The sequence below is a fragment of the Desulfuromonas acetoxidans DSM 684 genome (genome assembly GCF_000167355.1).
Taxonomy (GTDB): Bacteria; Desulfobacterota; Desulfuromonadia; order Desulfuromonadales; family Desulfuromonadaceae; genus Desulfuromonas; species Desulfuromonas acetoxidans.
Genome location: NZ_AAEW02000007.1, coordinates 171,501 through 195,706, shown reverse-complemented (window position 1 = coordinate 195,706; position 24,206 = coordinate 171,501). Strand labels below are relative to the sequence as shown.

Annotated in this window: 23 protein-coding genes and 1 pseudogene; 16 read left to right on the top strand and 8 right to left on the bottom strand. The window is 51.1% G+C overall.

Annotation, left to right across the window (positions count from 1 at the left end):
* Position 1 precedes the first annotated feature (1 nt).
* From DACE_RS07690 to DACE_RS18975, 13 genes and pseudogenes are all read left to right on the top strand, one after another.
* Positions 2-514 (top strand): hypothetical protein, encoded by a 513-nt coding sequence (locus DACE_RS07690; RefSeq protein ID WP_005999987.1) that lies wholly within the window; start codon positions 2-4, stop codon positions 512-514.
* A 251-nt stretch (positions 515-765) separates the two neighbouring features.
* Positions 766-3,855 carry a hypothetical protein gene (locus tag DACE_RS07680; protein WP_005999985.1) on the top strand — a complete coding sequence of 1,030 codons (3,090 nt, stop codon included), beginning with the start codon at positions 766-768 and terminating at the stop codon, positions 3,853-3,855.
* The gene (locus tag DACE_RS07675) at positions 3,855-4,250 is read left to right on the top strand and encodes a hypothetical protein (protein WP_005999983.1); all 396 of its coding nucleotides are present in this window, start codon (positions 3,855-3,857) and stop codon (positions 4,248-4,250) included. Before DACE_RS07680 ends, DACE_RS07675 begins: the two co-directional genes overlap by 1 nt.
* A gap of 1 nt (position 4,251) precedes the next feature.
* Positions 4,252-5,724, top strand: a complete 1,473-nt coding sequence (locus DACE_RS07670) for a hypothetical protein (protein WP_005999980.1) — start codon at positions 4,252-4,254, stop codon at positions 5,722-5,724.
* Positions 5,725-5,756: 32 nt separating this feature from the next.
* A complete protein-coding gene (locus DACE_RS07665; RefSeq protein WP_005999978.1) occupies positions 5,757-6,239 on the top strand; it encodes a DUF1833 family protein in 483 nt (160 codons plus the stop codon).
* Positions 6,236-6,652: an NlpC/P60 family protein gene (locus DACE_RS07660; RefSeq protein ID WP_040366498.1), complete on the top strand. Its 417-nt coding sequence runs from the start codon at positions 6,236-6,238 to the stop codon at positions 6,650-6,652. Before DACE_RS07665 ends, DACE_RS07660 begins: the two co-directional genes overlap by 4 nt.
* Positions 6,633-9,710: a fibronectin type III domain-containing protein gene (locus DACE_RS07655; RefSeq protein ID WP_005999976.1), complete on the top strand. Its 3,078-nt coding sequence runs from the start codon at positions 6,633-6,635 to the stop codon at positions 9,708-9,710. The genes DACE_RS07660 and DACE_RS07655 overlap by 20 nt, the downstream gene beginning before the upstream one ends.
* A gap of 9 nt (positions 9,711-9,719) precedes the next feature.
* On the top strand, positions 9,720-10,058 hold the full coding sequence (locus tag DACE_RS07650) for a hypothetical protein (protein ID WP_005999974.1): 339 nt from the start codon (positions 9,720-9,722) through the stop codon (positions 10,056-10,058).
* A 7-nt stretch (positions 10,059-10,065) separates the two neighbouring features.
* Complete coding sequence (locus DACE_RS07645; protein ID WP_155809035.1) at positions 10,066-10,299, top strand: hypothetical protein; 234 nt, start codon at positions 10,066-10,068, stop codon at positions 10,297-10,299.
* A gap of 2 nt (positions 10,300-10,301) precedes the next feature.
* The gene (locus DACE_RS07640) at positions 10,302-12,260 is read left to right on the top strand and encodes a hypothetical protein (RefSeq protein ID WP_005999972.1); all 1,959 of its coding nucleotides are present in this window, start codon (positions 10,302-10,304) and stop codon (positions 12,258-12,260) included.
* A gap of 10 nt (positions 12,261-12,270) precedes the next feature.
* Positions 12,271-12,738, top strand: a complete 468-nt coding sequence (locus DACE_RS07635; RefSeq protein ID WP_005999969.1) for a hypothetical protein — start codon at positions 12,271-12,273, stop codon at positions 12,736-12,738.
* Positions 12,731-13,063 (top strand): hypothetical protein, encoded by a 333-nt coding sequence (locus DACE_RS07630; protein ID WP_005999967.1) that lies wholly within the window; start codon positions 12,731-12,733, stop codon positions 13,061-13,063. Before DACE_RS07635 ends, DACE_RS07630 begins: the two co-directional genes overlap by 8 nt.
* 154 nt (positions 13,064-13,217) lie before the next feature.
* Positions 13,218-14,025 (top strand): annotated as a pseudogene (locus DACE_RS18975) (DNA adenine methylase).
* A gap of 1,652 nt (positions 14,026-15,677) precedes the next feature.
* Here the strand turns inward: DACE_RS18975 and DACE_RS07620 are convergent.
* Positions 15,678-16,340, bottom strand: coding sequence for a potassium channel family protein (locus tag DACE_RS07620; protein ID WP_005999965.1), 663 nt, complete (start codon positions 16,338-16,340; stop codon positions 15,678-15,680).
* A gap of 11 nt (positions 16,341-16,351) precedes the next feature.
* Entirely contained in the window at positions 16,352-17,719 is a 1,368-nt protein-coding gene (locus DACE_RS07615) for a TrkH family potassium uptake protein (protein WP_005999963.1), read from the bottom strand.
* Between the two features lie 213 nt (positions 17,720-17,932).
* Here DACE_RS07615 and DACE_RS07610 point away from each other — a divergent pair, with 213 nt between their 5' ends.
* Both DACE_RS07610 and DACE_RS07605 read left to right on the top strand, forming a co-directional pair.
* Positions 17,933-18,346: a hypothetical protein gene (locus DACE_RS07610; protein ID WP_005999961.1), complete on the top strand. Its 414-nt coding sequence runs from the start codon at positions 17,933-17,935 to the stop codon at positions 18,344-18,346.
* Positions 18,343-18,888: a hypothetical protein gene (locus tag DACE_RS07605; RefSeq protein WP_005999959.1), complete on the top strand. Its 546-nt coding sequence runs from the start codon at positions 18,343-18,345 to the stop codon at positions 18,886-18,888. Before DACE_RS07610 ends, DACE_RS07605 begins: the two co-directional genes overlap by 4 nt.
* On the opposite strand, the gene DACE_RS07600 is transcribed toward DACE_RS07605, so the two are convergent.
* Together DACE_RS07600 and DACE_RS07595 are read right to left on the bottom strand one after the other, a co-directional pair.
* Positions 18,846-19,493, bottom strand: a complete 648-nt coding sequence (locus DACE_RS07600; protein ID WP_005999957.1) for a TetR/AcrR family transcriptional regulator — start codon at positions 19,491-19,493, stop codon at positions 18,846-18,848. The two genes, DACE_RS07605 and DACE_RS07600, sit on opposite strands and share 43 nt — an antisense overlap.
* Positions 19,494-19,518: 25 nt before the next feature.
* Positions 19,519-20,877 carry a B12-binding domain-containing radical SAM protein gene (locus DACE_RS07595; RefSeq protein WP_005999955.1) on the bottom strand — a complete coding sequence of 453 codons (1,359 nt, stop codon included), beginning with the start codon at positions 20,875-20,877 and terminating at the stop codon, positions 19,519-19,521.
* A gap of 453 nt (positions 20,878-21,330) precedes the next feature.
* Here DACE_RS07595 and DACE_RS07590 point away from each other — a divergent pair, with 453 nt between their 5' ends.
* Positions 21,331-22,008 (top strand): hypothetical protein, encoded by a 678-nt coding sequence (locus tag DACE_RS07590; RefSeq protein ID WP_005999953.1) that lies wholly within the window; start codon positions 21,331-21,333, stop codon positions 22,006-22,008.
* A gap of 206 nt (positions 22,009-22,214) precedes the next feature.
* On the opposite strand, the gene DACE_RS17190 is transcribed toward DACE_RS07590, so the two are convergent.
* The 4 genes from DACE_RS17190 to DACE_RS07570 form a co-directional block, all read right to left on the bottom strand.
* On the bottom strand, positions 22,215-22,643 hold the full coding sequence (locus tag DACE_RS17190; RefSeq protein ID WP_005999951.1) for a hypothetical protein: 429 nt from the start codon (positions 22,641-22,643) through the stop codon (positions 22,215-22,217).
* A gap of 81 nt (positions 22,644-22,724) precedes the next feature.
* Positions 22,725-22,961, bottom strand: coding sequence for a hypothetical protein (locus DACE_RS07580; RefSeq protein ID WP_005999949.1), 237 nt, complete (start codon positions 22,959-22,961; stop codon positions 22,725-22,727).
* 50 nt (positions 22,962-23,011) lie between these two features.
* Complete coding sequence (locus DACE_RS07575) at positions 23,012-23,242, bottom strand: hypothetical protein (protein WP_005999948.1); 231 nt, start codon at positions 23,240-23,242, stop codon at positions 23,012-23,014.
* A gap of 571 nt (positions 23,243-23,813) precedes the next feature.
* On the bottom strand, positions 23,814-24,014 hold the full coding sequence (locus DACE_RS07570; RefSeq protein WP_005999946.1) for a cold-shock protein: 201 nt from the start codon (positions 24,012-24,014) through the stop codon (positions 23,814-23,816).
* Positions 24,015-24,206 lie beyond the last annotated feature (192 nt).

Below are 24,206 nucleotides of genomic sequence, written 5' to 3'. Positions count from 1 at the left end.
CATGGAGCAGAATATCAAAACCTATTTGATTGATGGTGTCACCTATGAGCAGCGCGAATTGGTGCTCGGCCAGTGGCGGCAACTCTACGCCATTTTGGATGGCATGGAGATCAGCGGCGGGGTGAACGCCCTGGGCGCGTTGGTGGCCGCACTGGCGCAATCGGATGAACTGAACAGTGCCCTTGCTGTGTTGCTCACACCCAAGGACACGCCGCTGCGTGATAAGGATCTGGCCCGAATCGCCGCTGATCTGGAGTTCAGCATCACGCCGCAACAGATCACGGAGGTGATCAACGATTTTTTTACCTTGAACCCGGCTGCCTCGATTTTGAGCCAGTTGGGGACGGTGATCGTCAAGCTCAGCGGCCTGATGATGGCGGCACTGGAGGCGATTGGATCGAGAGTATCTGCATCCTCCTCTGCGGAGGAGACTACAGCCGAAGAGACGCCGTGCTCTGGGGCTGCACCCTTAGCAGTGCCAGGCAATGGCTCGACTACCGAAAACGGGAGCTGATCTTTCGCGAGTCGGTGATCGGCTTGTGCAGCTTTTTCGGTGTACGGGTAGAAAGCGGCCCAGGGCAACGCAGCCGCACCGATCAAGGGATCGGAGAATACTGCAAAGGAAAAGACGTTGAAGAATGTCGGAGCATGTTTGGCGACGCCCTGCCCAGGGTGTGCGCTACCTGCCCGAACTGATCAATCGGAAACTTGGCATTTTTGGCAAACTGAACCTGAAGCGCGATTGGGAGTGCGATTGGAAGTCTTATGGCCAACACGGCTCAAATAGAATTTACAGCAAAAAACAGCACCAACGCGGTGATTAAAGCCATCCAGCAGGATGTCGCTAATCTGTCGACTATTGCCGCGCAAATGGCGGCGCAGATGTCCACCGCGCTCGATCAGGTGACAGCTTCGCTCCAGCGCAACCAGAAAGAAACCAAAACGTCGGAGCAGCGCTACAACGAATTTTTGGCCAAGGGTGAGGTGGTCACAGATCGCCTCGCCCAGTCATTTGAAACGTTGAGTGTGCGTTCCACGGCGGCGATCCTCAAGGAACAAAAAGAAGCGGTTGCTGCCTATGACAAAATCCGCAATTCCGGCGTGGCCAGTGCGGATGAAATTGCCCGTGCCAAAAACGCCATGAAAACGGCGGTCTCTCGCACCAACCGTGAGTTGAAAAGTCTCGGTGCGACAGCAGCATCCAGCAATAGCCAGGTGTTTAGTCTTGGCGGAAGCGTCAGCGCGTTGGCCGGAAAGTTCCTGATTCTGGAATTGGCCGTTCGCCAGGTATCGCGGTTGGTGGATACGCTGTTCTTCGATTTCAACGCCACCCTGGAAACCGCCGGTCTGGGGATCGCAACCTCCTATATGACCGCTGGACAATATATTGACGATGCCACGGGCAAAGCCCTAGAAGGGCAAGCCGCCTTACGCGCCGCGCAAAATGACGCCGCCGCCATGACCGAAAAATTACAGGTGGCGAACTTTCAAACCCTGGCCACTCTGGACCAGCTGATTCGCGCCTATCAGGAGACCTTGCCCGTCGCCATGGCGCAGGGCTTTAACCGTGATCAGGTCGAAGCATTTACCACCGCCATGGTGCAAGCGGCTGGAGCGATCGGCGTTAATCTCAACATGCTCGGCGAGGAAACCCGCTCGATTCTTACTGGGGCGATCGACCCAAAAACCAGCCGGGTTGCTACCGTCCTTGGCCTAAGGAATGAAGATATTGCCGAAGTCAAGGCAAACGGTGGTGATCTTTTTGACTACCTGATGGACAAGCTTGCTGCCTACCAGATTGCCGGAATCGAGAGCCAGAAAACGTGGGAAGGTTTGTGGTCCAATACGGCGGACATCTTCAAGCAAGTAACCGGTAGGATCGGTAAACCTGTTTTTGAACAGATCAAAATTGATTTGGCTGCTCTGGCAAAAGATGTTTTCAAACTCAACGAGGAAACAGGAACCCTCGAATGGAACCCTGGGTTTGTTGAAACTGCCGCACAGCTCGGCGACATGTTCGAACGCAGCTACGACATTTTAAAGCGTCTGATCGCTCTGGGAACCTCCGATGAAGCTCAGTGGCTGGGGAAGATTGCCCTGCGCGCTGCTGAAGGTGCGGTGTTGGTTGCTGAAACCATGGTATCAGGAACCCCGCAGACGGTCCCTTCTCCGTCTGCTTTCGTTGATCTGGGCACCGCAGAAGAACAGAAGCGACAGAAGAGCAACACCGGAATCACCTATGTTCAAAACGACTCTGGAACCGATGAAGAGGCGGTTGCCAAGGCCGAAAAGGCCGCCAAAGACCGCGCCTCTGCCCTCAAGCGTTACGAACTCGAACTCACCGCCATGCAGGGTGATGAAATTGCCACCCGTCTGGCCCAGGTCGATGCCTGGGTGGAACAGCAACGCGCTTTGCTGGAAAAGGCCGGTTTGTCCGCCGCCGAGATCGATCAGCGTATGGCCGACACCTATGCGGCCGCCGAGCAGAAAAAGACCGCCATCACCACCGAAGCGGCAGAAAAACGCGCCGCCGCATTGGCCGAATTTGAGGCGCAGATCACCGATCTGACCGGCAGTGAACTGGAACAACGTCTGGCTGCGACGGATCGCTGGCTGAAGGAACAGCTCGATCTGCTCGAACAGGCCGGACTCTCCGCTGCTGAGTATGAGCAGAGCAGTGTTGATGCCACCCGCGCCGCCGAAGCGGAAAAGAACCGCATCCGCCGCGAATCAGCCGCCGAGGCGGCGCAGATCCGTGCCGCAGCCAGGGAAAATGAAATCAACGCCTCCCTGTCTGAAGTGGACCGCTCCGAACGCACCGGTGGAATGGGCGAAGAGGAAGCCTTAACCCGTCGCTTGGAACTCTACAGCCAGTTACGTGATGTCCAGCAGGAAACCCTCAACGAGATGGACCGGGCCACGGATGCCGATGCCTGGTATGCCCAGCTCGATGCTCTGAATGCAACCCGCGACGCCCTGGTGGAACTGCAGGAACAAATGCAGGAACTCAACGGCACGTTTGAGGAGGGTTTTTCAGGTGCGATCAACGACTGGACCGACAATGTGGCCACCGCCTTCGAAGCGGGCGAAGCCATGGCCAACAGTACAGCGGAAAACATGCAGGGAGCTTTTGAGCAACTGCTGTTCGATGCCCAACGTGGTGAGCTGGATTCGCTCGGTGATTACTGGGATCAATTCGCCCAGGGCATTCAGCGCACCTTTGCCCAGATCGTCAGCCAGCAGATCGTCACCCAGATCCTCAAGGCGTTGGGTTTGACCCAGAAAGAAAACCTCTCCACGACCACCAGCGAGGTTGCTGCCACAACCAGCCTGACCGCGGCCATGACTGCCCAGGTAGCTGTCGCAGCTAAATTGACCGCCGCCTATTGGGCTTTGGCTGCGGCAAAGGCGGCTGCTGGGGCTTCAGGAGGAGGAGGTGCCAGCGCTGGATCAGCAGCCGGATCGACAGCGGCATCGTCAACGACAACGGTCGTTGCCCACACCGGAGGATTGATTTTGCATGGCGGCGGAGAGGTGTATGTCCCCAGGTTTCATATCGGTGGTTTGGCATCAGATGAGGTTCCGGCAATTTTGCAGACCAGGGAACGGGTGCTGTCCCGTGAGCAGAACAAAACATTTGACCGACTTGACGCCTGGCTGAAAGGTGGCGCAGGGTCGAGTTCACCGAACTTCACCATTGTTGAATCAGCCAACGCCGGAGCCTCAGTCTCTTACGACGACGATGGTAACTACGAGATCATGATCGAAGATTTTGAACGGGATATGACATCACGGATGAGCCGCAATGCCGGTGTGGCGCGTGCCTTTGATGCCCGTTATGGACGGAGGCGCTGATGGAACAATGGCCCACCACACTTCCGGCACCGATGCTTGACTTTGATGATACCACCGCCTGCGGTCTCGCTGATGATGAGGCACCGTTGAACCCGCTGCGCCTGCGCACCTACCCGGAACGCGAGGATAGTTTCAAGGTGAGTTTGACGGTGGATCAGATGCAGGCGCTGATCTCCTTTTATCATACGACATTGAATGATGGTGCTGCGCCGTTTACGGCCGACTGGTTTGAGACGGCTGGCTATAGCCATCATTTCGCCCGGATCATCGCTGCCCCGGCGTTTAAAAGCTCCGGCCATAAGTTTATTGCCAGCATTAAAGTGGAGTTTATTGCCGACGTGCCACTGGCAGCGGACAGTAGTGTGGCCTATTGGTTGCCAGAGGAGGAAGCATAGTATGGCAGTTGCCTGGCCTGAAAATCTCCCTCCTGTGGAGCGTAAAAATATCAATATCGTGCCCGGCAGTAATCTGGTACGCACCAGACAGCTTAGTGGCCGCATCGAAGCGCGCCGCTTCGGTTCCGGTGCCTTTGCCAGGGCCACTGCCACGCTGCGCATTCCAAACGAGTTAGTGGGTGCCGTGGAATATTTCTATGCCCGCACCTGCAACATGGGGGCGAACTGGTTTACGGCCGACTGGCTGGCCACCTTGGGTTACACCGATCATGTCGCCCGTATTGCCTCATATCCAAAGCGTAAGGCAAAGGGGGTTTTAAAGAGCGACTATGCAGTGCGCTTCTGGATCGCTCCGGCTGCTGTGGCCTGGGGTGATGCTGAGTGGCCCACACTTGGCCCAGGTGAGCCAGTACTTGAGCCACCAGAATTAGATTATCTGTTAGTCCAGATATACAACGTTGAACATGATGCTGGTGAGGGAACGAATAACTCATTTGTCCTGGTACAGCCTGGCCTGCTTGCTTTGGCTTACGCTGGCAGCGGAAGTGATGGATATATAAAGCTGTTGAGCTTTGATGCTGATTACACCATTACCCAGATTTCAAATTTTGAGCATGATACGAATAACGGCACAGATAATTCCCTTGTCAAAATTGACGACACCCATCTGGCATTAGTTTATAACGCAGGCGGAAATCCTGGAAATATCAAGATTTTTGAAATAGCGGCCGACTATTCAATCAACCAGGTTGAGGGCTTTCAATACAGTGTGTATGGGAGTCACCATTCACTTATAAAACTTGATGATACCCGTCTTGTTCTGGCTCACGCGGCTTATGAAGGTGACGGATGGATTAAGGTGTTTGAGATTGCTGCCGATTACTCATTGACCGTAGTCGAAAATATGGAACATGACGCCCTGGCCGGGGCGTATAACTCTCTTGTGAAGATTGATGATAGCCATATTGCCTTGGCTTATTCAAGTGGTGGGAATGACGGTTATATAAAGACATTCGAAATCGGATCTGATTCTTCAATCACCCAACTCGGTGCTTTATGGCATGGCTCACAAGAGGCAATTTATAATTCACTTATAAAGCTCGATGAAACCCATCTCGCCTTGGCGTGTAGGGTGTCAAACTCTGGTGGTGTTATTAAAACATTTGAGATCGGACCTGATTACTCAATTACCCAACTTTCCAGTCTTGAGCATGATGTAAATTACGCCTACTACAACTCTCTCGTTAAGATTGATGATACGCACATTTCTTTAGCTTACAACCCTGGTGGGAATCCAGGGAATATGAAAACATTCGAAATTGCAACCGATTATTCAATCAGTCTACATGACAGCTTTCAATACAGTACCTACGGAACGCATCATTCCCTTATAAAAATTGACGATACCCATCTTGCGCTTGCGCACGCCGCTGGAGAAAGTGACGGATGGATTAAGGTATTCAGGATTGATTAGGCTGCTCATTTAAAGAAGGGGGAATAATAGAAGTGGAATTGACTACGGCTTATAAAGAGGCTATCGCCTACGCTAATCCAGAAACGACTATCTGGGAGGCGATTCGTATCACGCACAGCTCCTGGCTGGAAAGCATTTTACTTGTTAATAGCTATGAAGTGTTCACCGCAAATTTGGGGAGCTTTATTCCTGTGCAGTGGAGCATGAAACTTCCAGAAGTCGAAGCTGAGACACGCGGAGAACTGACCTTAAAAATTGACCTGCTACCCTTATCAATTAAACGAACGCTGTTCTCCGGAGCCAGTAAAACGGACGCCATGAAACTTTATTATTATGAATATACCGACACAACTGATCCGGCAGGTCAGTTGCCTGCGGCCTTGGAAATTTCAAAAGTTGAGATGGATGAAGATAACCAGGTGACGACAATTAAGGCGTTGTATGCGGATCTTGTCAATATTGTTTTTCCGCGTCGTCGTATGACTACAACCCTTATTCCGGGAGGTTTAGTATGACCAGCCAACAGCACTGGAGCAGTGCTTATATCGGCCAGAAATTTACCCCGGATATGGCTTGTTATATGTGGTTTAGGCGTATCGTTTTTGAACGATTCGGGCGTGATCTTCCACTCGTTAATATCCCACCTGATAAAGACCCGGCAAAGGTTGGTGTCAGGATGGTCACCGCAGATATGGCACGTGAATTCGGTTACGCTTCAACAACTGATCCTCAGGAAGGGGACGCTGTTTACTTATCGAGAAATGGGAGATCCCAGCACCATATAGGCATGGTGGTATTAGTTAACGGAAAACGCCTAATTCTCCATGCAATGGAGGAAATCGGCGTGGTGTTGGATGATTCCACCTCGCTACGACAAAACGGTTTTACCATTATGGGATATTGGACCTATGAGAATTCTTCACAGTAAGAATCAACTGGAACCGTTTCAGGTGGCATCTCAAATAGATGTCGAGGATGGGGCTACTGCAAATCAGGTCGTTTCCTTACTTGAAATTCCTCGAGAGCAACCGGTAATTTTGCTCGTGAATAACGTGCCGTTAATGCGTGTGCATTGGAATGACCCGTTGCCAGTTGACGCAGAGATCCGTTTTGTTGAAGTAGCAGCAGCAGCAAGCTGGATTCCTTATGTCGTCATGTTATTGCTCAGTCTTGGTAGCTATCTCTATTCTCGATCGCTGGCGACTGACGGTGTCGATTACGGAACCCCGGCAAGTATTTATTCATTCAATTCTGGTAGCAACCGATTAAGAATTGGTGATCCGTTCTGTGAACACTTCGGGCGAAGGAAGGTCTTTCCTGACCTGGCTCAGCAAAGCTATGTTCGCAATATAGATAACGACCAGTATCTATATTTTCTTGGTTTCCTTGGTGTTGGTGATTACGACGTTGAGGGGGTTTATGTCGACAATACTCCTCTTGCGGACTATGCCGACACCAGTTTCGCAATCCTACCTCCTGGCACCTTGCCGACATTGGTAACTAATGTTGTTTGGACGTGTAACGAAGTGTCTAATCAGGAGTTAAGCACTGATCATGTCACCTATGCGGTATCAGCAGCTGGCACTAGAGCGTACCATATCGAGTTTGACATCACATTCTCTGCCGGTTTGGTTCGTTACAACAGTGAGGGGAAGATGCGCTACCGTTCTGTCACTGTTGCGACTGAGGTTCGCACTATCAATGATGCTGGAAATGCCACGAGCGAATGGACCACTTTTGCAACATATACGTTTAATGCAAGGAGCAAAGATCCCTTGCGATATTCCCATAAAATTGCTGCTCCGTTGGGATTAGCTCGCTATGAATTCCGCGCTAGAAGAACTACGGAGGCAAGTGGATCATCAAAGGTATCGGATAAGTGCTATTTGACGGGTTTGCGTGCTTATGGTGGCAAACATGAAGGGTATGGAGACGTTACAATGATCGAGGCTGTGATCAAGGCATCCGATCAGCTTAACGGAGGTACTGGCTCGGAAATTAATACGATTCAGACACGTAAACTCACTCCGGTTACGGCAACAGGATTTGGTACGTCAAGGCAGGCGACTCGTTCTATTGTTGACGCTGTGGCTTATATGGTCGTTGCAAATAACGGTGGCAATCAGGATACCTCCCTACTTGATTTTGAAGAACTATATGAATTGCGCACAGAGTTTTCGACTCTTGATTACACATTTGACTACAGTTTTGATCGACAAACCAATGTAATGGACGCAACAGCAAAGGCGGCTGACTGTGGTCTCTCTGTCCCGTATTTGCCAGGCGGTTTGTTTAGTCTGGTACGAGACAAATATCAGGCAACATATAGTTGTGCCTATAACGAAGATGCACTGGATAAATTAAAGATCGTTTCTGCCCCACGTACTGCCGACGCAATGACTTGCGTTGATGCAACTTATGTTGATCAGGAGTCTTGGGATGACGTTCCGGTTACCTGCCTCGCTCTTGGCGGTAGTACAGATAAACCACAAGAGGTCAGCCTGGCAGTCGGAAGTCGGCAGCAGGCATACGAAGTCGGTATGCAAATCTATTTAGCTGATCGGTATAGACGGGAAGCTGTTGAATTTGAAACAGGATTGCTTGGACGAATTCCGAAATTGTTCTCAAAGATTATCGTTCCATGTCGCTTTACTGGATCTGGCCAATCTGGCGTGATCGCTGCGGCTGAAGGAACAGATATATGGTTATCTGAACCAGTGGATTTTCAGGATGAAACTGAAGGGGTGATGTATGTATCCACCGAAGATGGTGCCGTTGCCGGGCCTTATATTGTCACTCCGACGGATTATGCCCATCGTGTTTCAGGGAACATCGCCTCGATAAAAACCATTCAAGCAGATAATGTGTTGGCAACACGATATCTGTTTGCACCAAGTTCAGTTGAACCATTGGCTGTTCAGGTCAAAAGCATCACCCCTAGAGGTAATCGCAAAATAAAAATATCCGGTGTCGTGGTTCATGATGAAGTTTATGCCAACCAAGGAAATGCACCAGATAGAGATGGAACATGGGGAGAGACCGCGACGATACTTCTGAGTGATATTTCTTTGAGTTATTTACAGGAAACAGAGACCGGTCAGGCTCTTTGCGTAACATGGGCTGGAGCTGCGGCTGAAGTGTTGATTGAAATAAACCAAGATTTTTCCGGTTATACAACTCTGGAAGATCATTATTCTGACCATGCTCTTACATTCGAGACAACAGCAGAAAACGTGACTGTTCAAATTACGGCTTATGAAGATGAAAACACGTTGTCAACGACTTACATAGAAACTGCTGCGTATGAGTTTATGGTCGGTCCAACCGGATTGACACTGGTTTCTGCTGATGATGCAGGAATAGTTGTTTCCTGGGATGCTTATAGTGGAGCTGAATCGTATGATGTTGAGCTGTTGGTTGCCGGTGAGGAGATTACAGGCCAGGACATTGACCCCGGCGTGACCACTGCAACAATCAGTGGCACTCAGATCGCGCTGCTCGGTGGGCCATGGACTAGCTTTACCATTCAGGTCACAGTTATTAAGACAATTACCGTCGCCGGTGTCGATCATGTGATCAACGCTGTATCCACCTTGGACGTTAGTCTCGATCCGCTAATAGCTCCTATAAATCTCGTTTTGCAGTCTGTCGCCGAGAGTGCCGTGACAATCTCATGGGATGCGATAGATGGTGCTACCAGTTATCTGGTGTGCCTCGGTACAACAACGGATTTCACTCCGGCATCGACTAACGTTGTTGCTACGGTGTCGGCATTGTCGTCATCGATCAGCGGCCTCGATTTGTCGCAAGATTATTATCTCAAAGTTGCAGGTCGCAACATCTACTATTCAGAACCGGCAGATCTGGTGTTCTCGGCAGCGCTGCCGATCACGCCGGAAACAATTGCCGGTATCACCCATGAAATTATTACCACATCAACCGGAGAAGTTGTGTTGACCTCGTCCGGTGACATCGTCACGACATAGGGAGGAACTATGCCAACTCATAAAGATCTGGCCGGAGATGAACTGCACCCGCCAAAGGCACATGCCTCAAGCCACACCGGCGGCGCGGATGATATTCAGGCGGCAACAGCCACCCAGAAAGGGTTAATGACGGCAACCCAGGTAGGAAAGCTGAATGGCATTGCGTCCGGGGCAGACAAAACACAATCCGCCGTGGCAGCGGCTACGGCTAAAACCGCCCTGGTGGATGGGGATCTGCTGGCTGCTCTGGACAGTGAAGACAGTAACACTCTGGTCACAGTGTCGTTGTCTGATCTCAAAGCGTTTTTGAAAACCTACTTCGATACGGTGTACGCGCCGATATCGTAGCGGATGAATGATGCCCAGCAACTGCTGGATTGCCGGATATATCGCCTGGCGGCGTCATCGCCATGAAGGTGCCGAGCTGGTATTTGAAATGACCCGCCGTCGGTATTGGTGGCGATTTAAGGCACCGCATTGTTATGTGCGGCTGGTGTCTGGTCGGGCGATTGAGTATGTGCCGCGTAAGGATGACTTAGGTAATTTTCCACCGCCGCTGTTTCGTGGCCGGTGGCGGCGTAGGGATTGATTATGGCGAGACAGCGTGTTGATAAAATACCGGATCAGGCACTCGCAAAAATCGCGGGAGCGGCGCAGTACCGCATGGCCCAGCATGCTGCCGAGATCCTGATAGGTCGTGCTGAACAGGCTTTGCCGTCTGCAGTTGTTTTGCCTGAAGTCCACAGTCAGAAATGGGGAGGAGAGTGTTGGCTTAAAATATCCCATGCAGACGTGAACCATGTAAGACAACAGGACACTGCCAAAGATTTTGTTAACGCCAAAGGCGGAGCCGGAGTTGAGATCCCCGTCAGTGCAACGGGCCGCAAGCACAAAATTAGTGAAGGGTCGGTCGAATGGGATATTGAATATGCGACGTCTGCGGCGTTGCCAGCTGACTATGAAGTCTTTACTGCTGAATTCCCTGCAGGTTTGACCTGGCATAAGCAACTTGAACTAACCGTCGAAGAAATCGCGGCGGGCTGTGATCGGCCAGAAGACATCATCAATAGCTATGCCCTCTACTGGGACCAGTCTGGCCGCTATTTAAACGCCGCCGGTGAAGAACTAGTCAACTATGAAACGGGTAAATTTTGCCACATAAAGCGCCCAAAATGGATTGATGCTGAAGAGAATGTCTACTGGGGCGATCAGGACTTTATTGATGGGGAATTACGCTGCTATCTTCCGCCGCAAGAATGGCTTGATGCGGCAGTGTGGCCGGTCACGCTTGATCCTGTCCTCGGTTACGAAACGACTGGTGCCAGTTCTGTCGCTTCAACGGCTAATTATCTGTTTTCTACTGGCCCATTCTCCCCGGCAGTAAGCGGCACCTTAGACGCGATCACATTCATAAGTAGCCTGACGGGTGGTGATAATTTTGTCCTTGGCCTTTATGACAATGATTCATCTTACCCTGGGACGCTCATCGACTATACGGGCGAACTCACCGGCACAAATAATAATGCCACAGCGGTTGGAGAAGGTGGATCTGCTCAGGTCGGCGTATCTGTATCTTCGGCGGCGAGTTATTGGTTGGCTGCTTTACTTGGCGGCGCGATGAATATTTATTATGATTCCGGCGGCGTGCGGTTCAGGAATTCTGCGTACACATATTCAAGTGCATTGCCTTCAACCTTCCCAGGTGGGTATAGCTCGGCGGCGTATTATTACTCCATTTACGCCACCTACACCGAGAGTGCCGGAGGGCTATCTCTTACTTTGGATACCTCCTGGCGTATTGAAACCATAACGGAGAAACAACTCGCCTGGCGCATCCAATCTGCTGCCGTTAAAACAACCGGCTGGCGCATCCACAACGCCACCTCCCCACTGGAAACAGCCTGGCGTATCTTCGCAGAATCTGTCAAGGACAGCGCCTGGACCATTCGCGCTACAGCGGCGGCAGATACCGCATGGCGGATTCTGACCGTAGCCGACAAAGAAACCGGCTGGCGCGTTCTGGGCGGCATCGACCGGGCCACGGCCTGGCGCATTCTTAATGCCACCAACGTCGAAACAGCCTGGCAGATCCTCACCGGCGGTTTTCTCACCTTAAACACCGCCTGGCGCATCGAAGGCACCGCCACAAAAGAAACCGCCTATCGCATTCAGGCCGGTGTTGAAAATGATCTAGCCTGGCGCATTGCCGAGGCGGCGAGCAAGGAAACCGCCTGGCGCATCCAACATACAATCACCAATGATACCGCCTGGCGTGTACAGAATTCCGTTGAACAGGATACCGCATGGCGGGTCTTGACAGTCACTGGTCAGGACGTGGCCTGGCGTATCCAGGCTGAGCTGGAAAAAGACACGGCCTGGCGCATTCTCACGGCGGAAGAACTCGCCACGGCCTGGGATATAGACTCTGAAGATATACCGGCCCCGATCAAGACATTCTTGGCCACCAACCGCACCACACTCTTTACCGCAGATAACCGGCGGCTGGCGTTCAACGCGACCAATCGCACTCTCATTTTCCTCGCAGACTAAGGAGGTATCCATGCCTGCAACTTTGATCTTTCGTGAAACAACCAGCGGTCTGGGCGGCGCAGCCACGGCGACAGAATTATCCGCCACCGCGCTCTACAATCTATTTGACAAGGTAACAAAGGAGGAAGCGGCGGCGGGCGATATAGAGTATCGCGCTGTCGATATTTACAACAATGGCGATGAGGCAGCCGTCGAGGCGGAGTTCTACATGAATACCGAAACGTCCAGCGCCGATTCCAGCCTGGATGCCGGTATCGAGGACACACCGGCTAACGCTATCGATTCTACAAAATCCATCGCCGACGAATCCACCGCGCCCACCACAGTGACATTTGGCCACTACAATACAGCAAGCAAATTGACCCTGCCGGATATCCCGGTAGGGAGTAGCTGTCGTCTGTGGCTGAAGAGAATTATCACGGCTGGTGCAACGAATACCAGCAATGACGCTGGAGAGCTGGCGGTGGATTATGCGTAACCAGGACCCGCCCAACGAAATTGATATGAAGCCGGGAGAAGCCATGATGCTGGCCATTGACTGGACGGAATCCGACGAGATCCCGGACGGAGAAACCATCGTCGCCAACAATAATCGCGGCACCACCCGCGCCGAGATCTATGACGATACCGGCAGCGACGTTTCTGAAGCCATGATCGAGACCGGCAGCTTCAGCTACGAAGGTCAGCAGATCATGGCCAGAGTCTACAACGTGGTCTCACGACGCCGCTACACCCTGAAGTTCTACGCCGCAACATCAGACGGCAACGTCGTTGAGGATCAGATCGAGATTACCGGAGTGTAAAGGTAGAAGAGGAAGCGGCCGGGAGATAGTTGGAGCTACCGCCCGGCCGCCCAACCCACAGACCAGACCTGTGAGCAAGGCCAAGGCTTCCCCGCCATGTACACGGCAGGGAAAAAATATCACATCAAAACAGATTTGATAAGGGGCTACTCACATGACAAAGCCAATCATTCCTTGGATCGGTGGTAAGCGTAAACTTGCTGACCGAATTTTTCCCTTGTTCCCCGACCATCAGTGTTATGTCGAGCCATTCTGTGGCGCGGCGGCACTCTTCTTTATGAAACAGCCAAGCCAGGTGGAAATAATCAACGATATTAATGGCGACCTGGTTAATCTTTATCGGATCGTCCAGCTACACGTCGAGGAGCTGTATAAACAATTTAAGTGGGTGTTGACCAGCCGGGAGAATTGGGATCGCTTGAAACGGACACCCATCGACACCTTAACCGATGTCCAACGTGCGGCCCGTTTTTTTGTATTTGCAGAAGCTGGCTTTCGGAGGAAAGGTTGATGGGCAAACATTCGGCACCTCAACAACATCGCGGCCACGATTCAACTATATGACGATAGAGGATGACCTCGCCGATGCGCATTTCCGTTTGTCACAAACAACGATTGAGCACTTGCCGTGGGACCAAGTTGTCGCCAAATATGATCGTCAACACACGCTTTTTTATTGTGACCCACCATATTGGCAAGTCGAAGGCTATGGCGTTGAATTCGATTGGAAGCATTATGAGCGGCTCCTGGATCTTGCTCGCACGATCAAAGGTAAGATGATCATCAGCATTAATGGCCATCCAGAGATCAGGGAATTATTCGCAGATCTTCCTGTTGTTGAAGTCGATTATCAATACACTGTCGGTGGAGCAGATCAACCAAGTGATTGCGTTGAATTGATCTATGGATCATGGGGAGGATTTGGAACGGAGATTCGCGGCCAGCAGGCAGGATTATTTTGATTTGTCAAATATGCTTTGATTGTGTCAAAAGGAATCTGACGGCGATTTATCGCAATTTTTCGCGCTTATTTTTCGCGACGCGCTTCAAAAAACCAGCTTGAACACCTCCTGAACCTAAATCCACCGACAATGGGTCTGTTTCCGTGATGCGTCACAGATTCGGTTCGCCGCCCTTTAGGTCGACGAATCGTGCAACTCATCTCCTGTGGCGTAAAACGGTGATAACAATCTTCAGTCGCGCTCTATCTCTGGTGTGGCCCCGATCAAACGGGTGGGACGGTGCCCACCCTTGCCTGGGTTTGTCATTTATCAACCAAGCTCCCCCGTTCAGCAGCGCCGAACGCAGTGAATGTCAGCGCGATGATCGTCGGCAACCTGTTTGAGGACTGATGCCGACTGGGCGAGTTTTGCCGACATCGTGGTGTTAGTGAACGCAGAGAGGGAACCCGTAAGGATGCAATGGGGTTGTTATTGATCAGATGAACGAGAGGTGTTGCGTGAGATTTTTTGCGTCAGCAAGGCAGAGGGAGGAGCTATAGTCGTTCTATGGCGACGACCGATAACGCAGCTGACGTGAAAAAGATCCGCAACAACTCCGTGAAGGCTGATTGATGACAACCCCTTGGGAGTCGATTTTGCGGTACTTTTGTCGACGCAAAAGTGCCCCGACGTGCGGGCGCGGAAGCCCGTGTCATGTGGGCACCACCATCGCGAACGGATGAAGTTCGCCAGAACGATCAGTTTTCGGATTTCGAACCACTGAAGGTCAAGGTCAGAGTCAAGGTCGCCGGGTTTCGTCCCGGCAGTCGACATCCTTTTGATTGGCCGCTCAAAAGTATGCAAAAACCAGCTTGAACACCTCCTGAACCTAGATCAACCGACACTGAGTCTGTTTCCGTCATGCGTCACGTATTCGGCTCGCCGCCCTTTAGGTCGGCGAATCGTGCAACTCATCATCTTTGGCGTAAAACGTTGATAACCAATTGAAGCTGCACTTTATTTCTTCCGTGGCCCCGCTCAAACGGGTGGGACGGTGCCCACCCTTGCCTGGGTTTGTTATTGAGCAGCCAAGCCCTCCCGTTCAGCAGCACCGAACGCAATGAACGTCAGCGCAATGGTTGTCGGCAACCTGTTTGAGCGTCAGCGAGTTTTGCCGACATTGCGATGTAAGAGAATGGAGAGAGGGAACCCGTAAGGGTGCAATGACGGGAGTCGATTTTGCGGTACTTTTGTCGACGCAAAAGTGCCCCGACGAGCGGGCGCGGAAGCCCGCGTCATGTGGGTACCAACTATGAGAACGGATGAAGTTCGCCAGAGCGATTCGTTGCGTATTACGAACCACTCAAGATCAAAGTCAAGGTCGCCGGGTTTCGTCCCGGCAGCCGACACCCTTTTGACTGGCCGCTCAAAAGGCAAAAACCAGCTTGAACTTCTCCTGAACCTGAATCCACCGACACTGTGTCTGTTTCCGTGATGCTTCACGGATTCGGCTCGCCGCCCTTTAGGTCGACGAATCGTGCAACTTATCGCCTGTGGCGTAAAACGGTGATAACAATCTTATGACTTACTTTATTTCTTCCGTGGCACCACTCTACCGGGTGGGGCGGTGCCCACCCTCCATTAGTCTGTTATTGAGCAGCCCAGCCTCAATTCTATGAATTCAGAGCCTTCTTCACATCCTCCGTCTTACCAATCAATACCAGTACATCACTATCCTTGATGGTGTGCATTGGCTGAGGAGCGACAATAAACTGATCGGAAATCACATCCTTGATGGCAATCACCGTCACATGAAAACGTTGGCGCAGGTTGAGATCAACCAGTGTCTTGCCGATAAACTCACGTGGCGGAGCTGTTTCCGACAGGGAATAATCCTCTGCCAGAGGAATAAACTCAAGTAGATTGGGACTTGATAAACTGTGAGCGATGCGTTGCGCCATATGTTTCTCCGGATAGATTACCTCGCTGGCACCGACTTTTTCCAGAATGCGGCCATGGTCCTCATTGATCGCCTTGACCAGGATACGTGGCACATTGAGTTCTTTGAGATACAAGGTGATCAGTGTTGACAGGTGGGAGCGCTCACCCGTAGCAATAATCACCGCGTCCATCTCGCTCATCCCCTGTCCATCAAGAAAATCCTTGCTGGCGGCGTCACCGAGAATGGCGTAAGAACACAGGTCTTTCACGGTCTGAACCTTTTCTTTATCCGAGTCGATGGCCATTACTTCGTGGCCTTGTGCATAGAGGCTGGAAGCGACGTGAAAACCAAAATTACCCAAACCGATGACACAGAACTTTTTCTTTTGCGGCATAATTCTCTCCCTTAGCCGATCATGATATTTTCTTCGGCATAACGTGGTGCTGTCGACCGGGTGCGTCTGGCAATGGCAAACGCCATGGTCAACAGACCAACCCGGCCGATAAACATCAGGGCAATGACAATGCATTTGCTGGCGATGTTAAGTTGGCCCGTGGAGCCCATGGATAGACCAACCGTACCGAAGGCCGAGACGGTTTCAAACATAAAGCCAAGAAATTCGCGTGGATTTTCATGCGCCCAATCCGGGCTTTGGGCAATCAGCAAGCCGAACAGCGCCAAGCCGATAACAATCATGGCCAGCAGAAACAGTGATAGCGCCCTGGAAATAACGTCTTCCGGTATGGTGCGGCCAAATGCATTGGTGTTGGGGTTGCCCTTTAAACGGTTGTAAAACAGAATAAACAGCAACGCCAGACAGGTGGTTTTAACACCGCCGCCTGCTGAACCCGGTGACGCACCGATGAACATCAGGAAGATCATCAGGAACAATGTCGGCACACGAAGCAGATCCAGATCAATGGTGTTGAAGCCGGCGGTCCGCGCCGACACCGATTGAAATAACGCCGTCCAGGCCGCTTCACCAGTGGACATGTGTGCCAGGGCGTCATGGCGCTCCAACCAGCCGATGGTGACGGCACCATAGATGATCAGAAACACTGTGGTTAAGATGACCAGCTTGGTGTGCAGCGAAAAACGGCGTGGTTGCAACGGGTTTTGCCGTGGTTTGCAGGCGTCGGCTAACTCGCGGATGACGAGAAAACCGATACCGCCAAGAATGATCAATGCCATGATCGTTACATTGACCAAAGGATTGTTGCGGTAACCGATCAGACTGTCGGGAAACAGCGAAAAACCAGCATTGCAGAACGCTGAAATTGAGTGAAAAACGGCAGAGTAGATCCCCTGTTTCAAACCGAGATCCGGCACAAACACAAAGGACAGCAACAGTGCCCCCAAGGTCTCGATGATCAACGTGGTCAAGAAGATACTGCGAATCAGATCGCGCCATGAGCTGACCGGTGTTGGCAACAGAGTTTCATTGATGATCCAGCGACCGCGGATACTGACGCCGACGCGTAGATAAATGAAGAGATACACGGAAAAGGTGGTAATACCCAGACCACCCACCTGAATTAGGGCCAGCACGACCCCCTGGCCAAACCCCGATAACCGGGTGCCGGTATCGACGACACTCAGACCGGTAACACATTGGGCCGAAGTTGCTGTAAACAGCGCATCCAGGAACGAAAGGTGAGGCCCGACCGCTGCCAACGGGGTACAGAGCAGCAGTGCTCCGGCGAGAATGGCGACTCCATAATAAAGGACTAGGGCCTGGGCTGGTGTGAGTGATTTCAGTGAGTTGTATGACATTCGCACTCCATGTCAAACGAATAGTGTTGTGCAGCTGACGCCATGGTTGCAAGGTTTTGCATCGTAGCACCATTTTAAAAAAATGACTATGCACGCAACCATTTTGCTTTTTGGGCCTGATCCCGTAAGGTGTTGTGGTAGCTTATACGCTCCCATGTCTTCACGGGTCCTCCAAACGATGAGGTTCAACCCGTTGTTCTCAATAGGAAAGTTATGCGCCATAGTTTAAAGAAAAGTGTTCTTTCGTTTGCCGCAATGATGCCGATGATTTTCGGTGTGGTGGGGCTGGTGGCCATGCTGCAAACGCTGATTCCACCACAACGTCTGGTTGGCTTTTTTACCGGGAATGCCTTTGTTGATACGCTGATCGGGACTGGCTGTGGTGCCGTCGCGGCCGGCAATCCAATTGTCAGTTATCTGCTCGGCGGCGAAATGTTGGGCCAGGGGGTCTCACTGTATGCGGTGACCGCCTTTATTCTGGCCTGGGTGACCCTCGGTTTCATTCAAATTCCCATGGAGGTCGAAGCTTTTGGTGGTCGTTTTACCCTGATTCGGAATCTGCTGGCGTTTGTCGGTACTCTGGCTGTAGCAACGCTCACCAGTTGGACTGTGGGATGGTGGCAATGACTGCACAGAATCCCCCCTTTAAATTCAAAGGCCTGCGTTTTTTATCGCTGGTGGCAATCTCCTATGTTTCCTTGGTCGTAACGCATGATGAGCAGGCGTGGCTATCGCTGCAGCGTGCCGGGCAGATTCTTGCACAAATTCTACCGATTATTGCCCTGGTGGTGGTCATTAACGCTCTGATCAACTGGTGGTTGCCGCCGAAGAAAATGGTGCATTTGTTCAAAAAGCACGGAGCGCGACGCGGTTGGGGGATTGCTATGATTGCTGGGATCATGAGCCATGGGCCCATGTATCTGTGGTATCCGATGTTGTCGGACCTGCGTCGTGGCGGGGTGCCGGAAGGCGTGTTGGTCACGTATTTTTATGCCCGAGCCGTCAAGGTGCCTTTGCTGCCGTTAATGGTTGATTATTTCGGCCTGTTGTTCACCGTGACCCTTGAGGTCTACATCCTCATTGCCGCCTGGCTGCAGGGGGTGGTGATGCAGTTTCTTAATCGCCGTTATGGGGTGGTTGAATCATCCTGCGGTAATGACGACAGATAGTTTTCCAGCAAGGCTAGCCCTTTTTCCGTCAAACGACAGCGAACTGCCTGGCGAACGACACTGTTGCCCCGCGTCAGAGCAGCCTCGGTAACTTGCTCCCCGCCAACTTCCAGATAATTGAGCCAGAACAACGTGACTAACCACACCTCTTCGACAAACAGGTCGAGTTCCTCATCTGACATCGGTTGGAGAATCCCTTGGGCGACACTACTTTCAATGGAATGGCGTACTATGGCGCGCAACGTACGGTGTGTCGTGATGTATCGTTCTTTCAGTTGCGAATCATTGAGCAGCAGGGCGGTCAGTTCCCGCTTGAAAAAACGGTATTGCCAGTTGAAGCGTTGGATCATTGCAAAGGTTTCTTCCATCGCCTGTAGCGACCCAGCTGGAACCTTGGCAATGATCTTCTGGTATTGTTCCATCCCCACGACGTCCATTTGCTCGAAAATCGCCCGGATGATCTCTTCTTTGTTGCGAAAATGGTAATAGAGATTTCCGGGACTGATGCCCATGGCCGCAGCGATATGGTTGGTGGTGACCGCTTTGGTTCCCTGATCGTTGAACAGAGTCACGGCGGTTTCGATAATGCGCTGTTTGGTGTTCATGTTAGAAAGAATACGCCGGTTGTCTTCAGTAATCAAGATGTGCTCGACGCAGTCGCTTGAGAAAACGCTGAAACAGTTTTATCCGCAGCACCAGTCCGTGGACTCCGAATTTCGCCAACGCCGGTAACACCCGATACAGGGGCACAGCCTTTTCATAGAGTCGAGCCATCTGATGATAGAATTCTTTGTCCGGTAAGTGGGTGGCGAAAAGACTGTGCAACATGTCGAACATTTCCGGTTGATGAGAAATTAATTCAGCCTTTCGGTCGCGGTAGAGTTGCGTGCCCGGTAACGGTGTCATCACGGTGAACGTTGCATAAGTCAGTTTCAGACGGCGGATATAACGGATCAAAGCGTCAAAGTCCTGATGCGAATAGTCCGGATCAACCATAAATGATGCGTACATTATTACACCAATTTTTTTGAGGATCGCCACAGCCTGTTCCTGCTCGGCCACCGTCACACCTTTGTTCATCCGCTGCAACCGTTCATCGGAACAAGCCTCCATACCGACAAAGACCTGTTTGAGACCAATAGCTGCCCACTGGCGAAACAGCTCAGGTTGACGCACAATGGTGTCTACCCGCGCATAGAGAAAATAGTTTTTGCGGATGCCCGCCTGATGGATTTTTGTCGCCAGTGTGGCCATTCGTTTGCTGTCACACATCGACTCGTCATCGCAAAAGAACACGTTGGGTTCGTCGATCCCTTTTAGTTCTTCAACCACCTGATCCGGGTCACGCCGCAGGTATTTACCAGCGGTAATCGACCACAACGCACAGAAATTGCAGCGTGCCGTACAGCCGAGAGAGGTGCGCACAGATGCCAGAGGCTTGAACCATTCACTGAAATAGTGAGCACGATAATGCTTTGTCAGCTCTCGTGCCGGAAAAGGGAGGGCATTAAGGTCTGTATAGGGTCGCGTTTCCGAATAGATCATCCCTTCGTCACATGGCAGGGCAATTCCGGGAATATCAATCAGAGCTCCGCCGTGCTCGATTGCTGTGACAATTTCGCGCAGGGTAAAAACACCTTCGCCAATCACCACCGCATCAAAACAATCGTCGTTAAAGTCCTCTGGTTGCACTGTGGCGTGGTGGCCACCGATAACCACGAAACAATCCGGCCATAGCTGATGCGACTGCAGGGCCAGAGAACGGGCGATGTTCACGTGACTGGTAAATGCCGTCAAACCCACGATATCCGGGTTCCAATCATTGGCTATTGCTTTAATATCAGGTTCGATACGTGCATCGATAATGCGCACGTCATGATTGTCGAGCAGCAGTCCTGCGGCCAGATATTCCAATGCCAAAGGCTCAAACAGATAAATCTGGTCCATGAGTGGTTCGTGGCCGGTCGGTTGGATCAGTAAGATTTTCATTGTATCCCCCTGTCTTTTTGGCGTTAGAGTTATTACTCTAATAGAGTATTTACTCTAGAAAGGCAAACTGTTTTTCTGCTTCGGTTAAACACCGCTAGGTTCTTGGGAGATTTTTTTAGAGAAATATTACGTAAATTTGAATAGTTATACGTTGTCTAACTTTAGAGGAAGAAATAAGCAACAGGTTCAGTAAACAGAAGTCAGATCGAACCATGATAAAATTAATAACTCTTTTTTTTCAGCGGAGCGTTGTTTGTACACATGCATGCTGTTTTAAAGGAAAAGAATTATCAAAAAGATTGTTTCCAACCTATTGTCAAATACTTGGAAACTGTTGTAATATTGTAATGTTGATTTACATGACTTGAGTTTTCACTAAATTACGCTACTATTTATCCATCGTGTGCATTACGCAGTATCAGGTCCGTCAAGACCTGTTCGCGGGAGTCGGTTATGAATGTCTCAGCACTCAGCGGTACCACAACCAGCGTCTCTCAGGCGTCTGTTAATGTGGTCGATACTCAGGCGGCACAATCACGCCAGCCTGAAACCCGTCTGACGGTTCTCCCTTCTGGGGATACGGTGCAGATCTCCGCTGAAGCACGTTCACTTTCTGCTCAAATGCCACCGGTCACCTCAACGCCGACAACGCTCGCGCCGCGCACAACATCCCGATCCAACTCTGCAGATAATCTAACCCAGACAACCGCATCGCCGTTACGTCTGGTCTCACGTGGTGAAACATCCACCCCTGAGGAAGCCGAAGCTCTATCGCAACAGGCTGTAAGCACGCAAGAGGAAACTCCTGTTGTCACACAAAATTCCTCCAATCAGGCAGTGCAGCAGCAGGAACAGCCGGAGGATGAACAGGAGATGTCTCCGTTACAGCAGATGCAAAAGCAGGCAGACGAGGAGCAACAGACTGTTGAGGAAGAAAATAAAAACGAAATTCAGATTCGGGATGTGCAGTCTGAAATAGGTGGTGTCCGTCGTGATATCACCTTTCTGGTTGGTCGAGCAGCCATTAACGAAACCATTCGCGAAGAGTTGCACGACAAGAAAACCGAGCTTTCTGAGTTGATGGTCGAGTTGTTCCAGCTCGAAAGCGTTTCAGGAAGTCCTCTGCGGTGACGACTGGCCCTGCCAGCCATCACTCTTTCGTGGGTCGTCGATTATTCGGCGACCCTTTTTTGTGTGTGTAGATCAACATGACCGATATGCTTGAGGTTATTTTGAATAAAAAAAAGGCGCTCCTTATCGGGAGCGCCGGACACATTCATCACAGCATGTCAAATATCAAAATAGTTTGGTCGCGTTAGGCAAACGTGGTTTTTAACTCAGTTGGCACCACCAAAAACCGGTGCCAGTTTCTTCCAGATACTCCTGCCCTGTTTTTCACACACCTCACGGGCGCATTCCAGGGCCAGTTGCAACTCGTGGCAATCCTCTTCGTCGTGCGGCTCCATGGCGTGATAGAAAATCCCTGCGGCACGCGCCTGGCGCAAAAAGCCCATCTGTGCATCGTCAGCCAGCAGGATGATTTTCAGATGCTTCTGCAGATAGCGGAAGATCGGGATGACATCCAGCACGCAACTGCCGTCAAAGGTTTTGCCCAGCAGCATGATCGCCGTCTCCTCTTCGCGCAACGCATCAATGGCTTCATTGAGTGTGGCGACGGGTTTGGCAACACACCCGGCCTTTTCAACACACTGCATCAGTGCGTCGGTTTCAGCAGGAGACTGGTAAGCAATAATCACGGGTAACATGGGTCGCTCTCCTGTGTGAGAGGCGATGCCCCGGTTGTGGGAGCCGGGGCATCCAGTGCAACGCTAACCTCAAAAGCACGCTTAATGCGATTTCTGTTCGGCGTGCTCTTTGGGGCTGGCAACAGCTTTGACGATGCCGAACATCACCAGAACAGCCGGGACCAGTTGAGCGACAACGATCAGGGCGCAGAAGCCGAGAAACGCCCAGACCAGAAATCCACTGTTGTCGACGCGGCCGGCAGTGGTTGCGGCCAGAGAAGGTGACGCCATCATCAGGGTCAACAGAGCAGTCAGAGTGATGTTTTTAAGTGCTTTCATGGTTTTGGTTCCTTTCGTGTTTTGTGCTGTGAATGACATTAAATAAAGAGTTAAGCGTTGTGCTTATGGCTGTGATCGTCGGAGTGTCCGAGAACGCCCTTGACCATACCGAAGCCCATGACCAGGGCCGGGATGAGTTGACCGACCACGATCAGACCGATAAAGCCGAGGAACAACCAGGTCAGCAGACCACTGTCGGAAGATTCCTGTCCGGCAAAGGCCGGAACGGCTGCGATTGCGAGAAGTATCAGGCTGGTGGCGATTTTTTTCAGGGCTTTCATGACGTCCTCCTATGGTTATGCAATGTTCGCTGCTTGTACTCGTTATTGAGTGTTGTGCGTTGTTCTTGCCTTTCTGATATAGCGAGAGACGTGCCAAGAATTAAACTGTGATGTTTTATGTCTCTAAGATGCTGATTGTAAAAGAGAATCTCGAATGTTTTTGTGAGGGCTGGGGTGGTGATAACCACTGTGAGTGTATAGATAAAATATGCACATTTAGAAATAATTCATCCAAGGCGGATGTCTAAAATTGAGTTGGGGCAAATGATCTCAATGGGTTAACGACAGTATGATAAATCCATACGCCAAAGGAGGGATTGTATATTTTTTTATGCGGTAGATTTGTGTGATGAAGTTTGCGTGCTGTTGAGACGCTGAAACAAAGAGGAGAGGCAAAAGCTAAACTTTCTTTAGCCACCGAAAAAGTCAGAAATCTCCAGGCTGTTCCAAGAGCAGAGATTCAGGTTTTCTTTTGTTAGGTCCGACTTTGTCTGGTTTGTCTGTGGCCAAAACAAAAAAAGCCCCACACAATGTGCGGGGCTTTTAAACAATCAAACAGTGTCAAAATGATTTAGATTTTGCACACGTTTGCTGATTGGGGACCTTTTTGACCTTCAGTTACGTCAAAAGAGACGCGGTCGCCTTCAGCCAGGGATTTGAAACCTTCGCTTTGGATCGCAGAGAAATGCACGAATACGTCAGGACCGTTGTCCTGCTCGATGAATCCAAAACCCTTAGTGTCGTTAAACCATTTTACTGTACCTTCTGCCATGTTCTTTTCTCCATTGTGTTCCCGTGGGAACTTGCTTCAGTGTGTCTGCTCTCGACAATAATAAAAAAACACACGCCCAAAGGGCCTGTGCTTTTATGAGCCAGACTGACACCTTGTCAGGCTGGTGAGAGCTAAATTAGCGACACAAACTTACTTAAGATGCAGTAACACTAGCATGGGCGACAAGGTAGT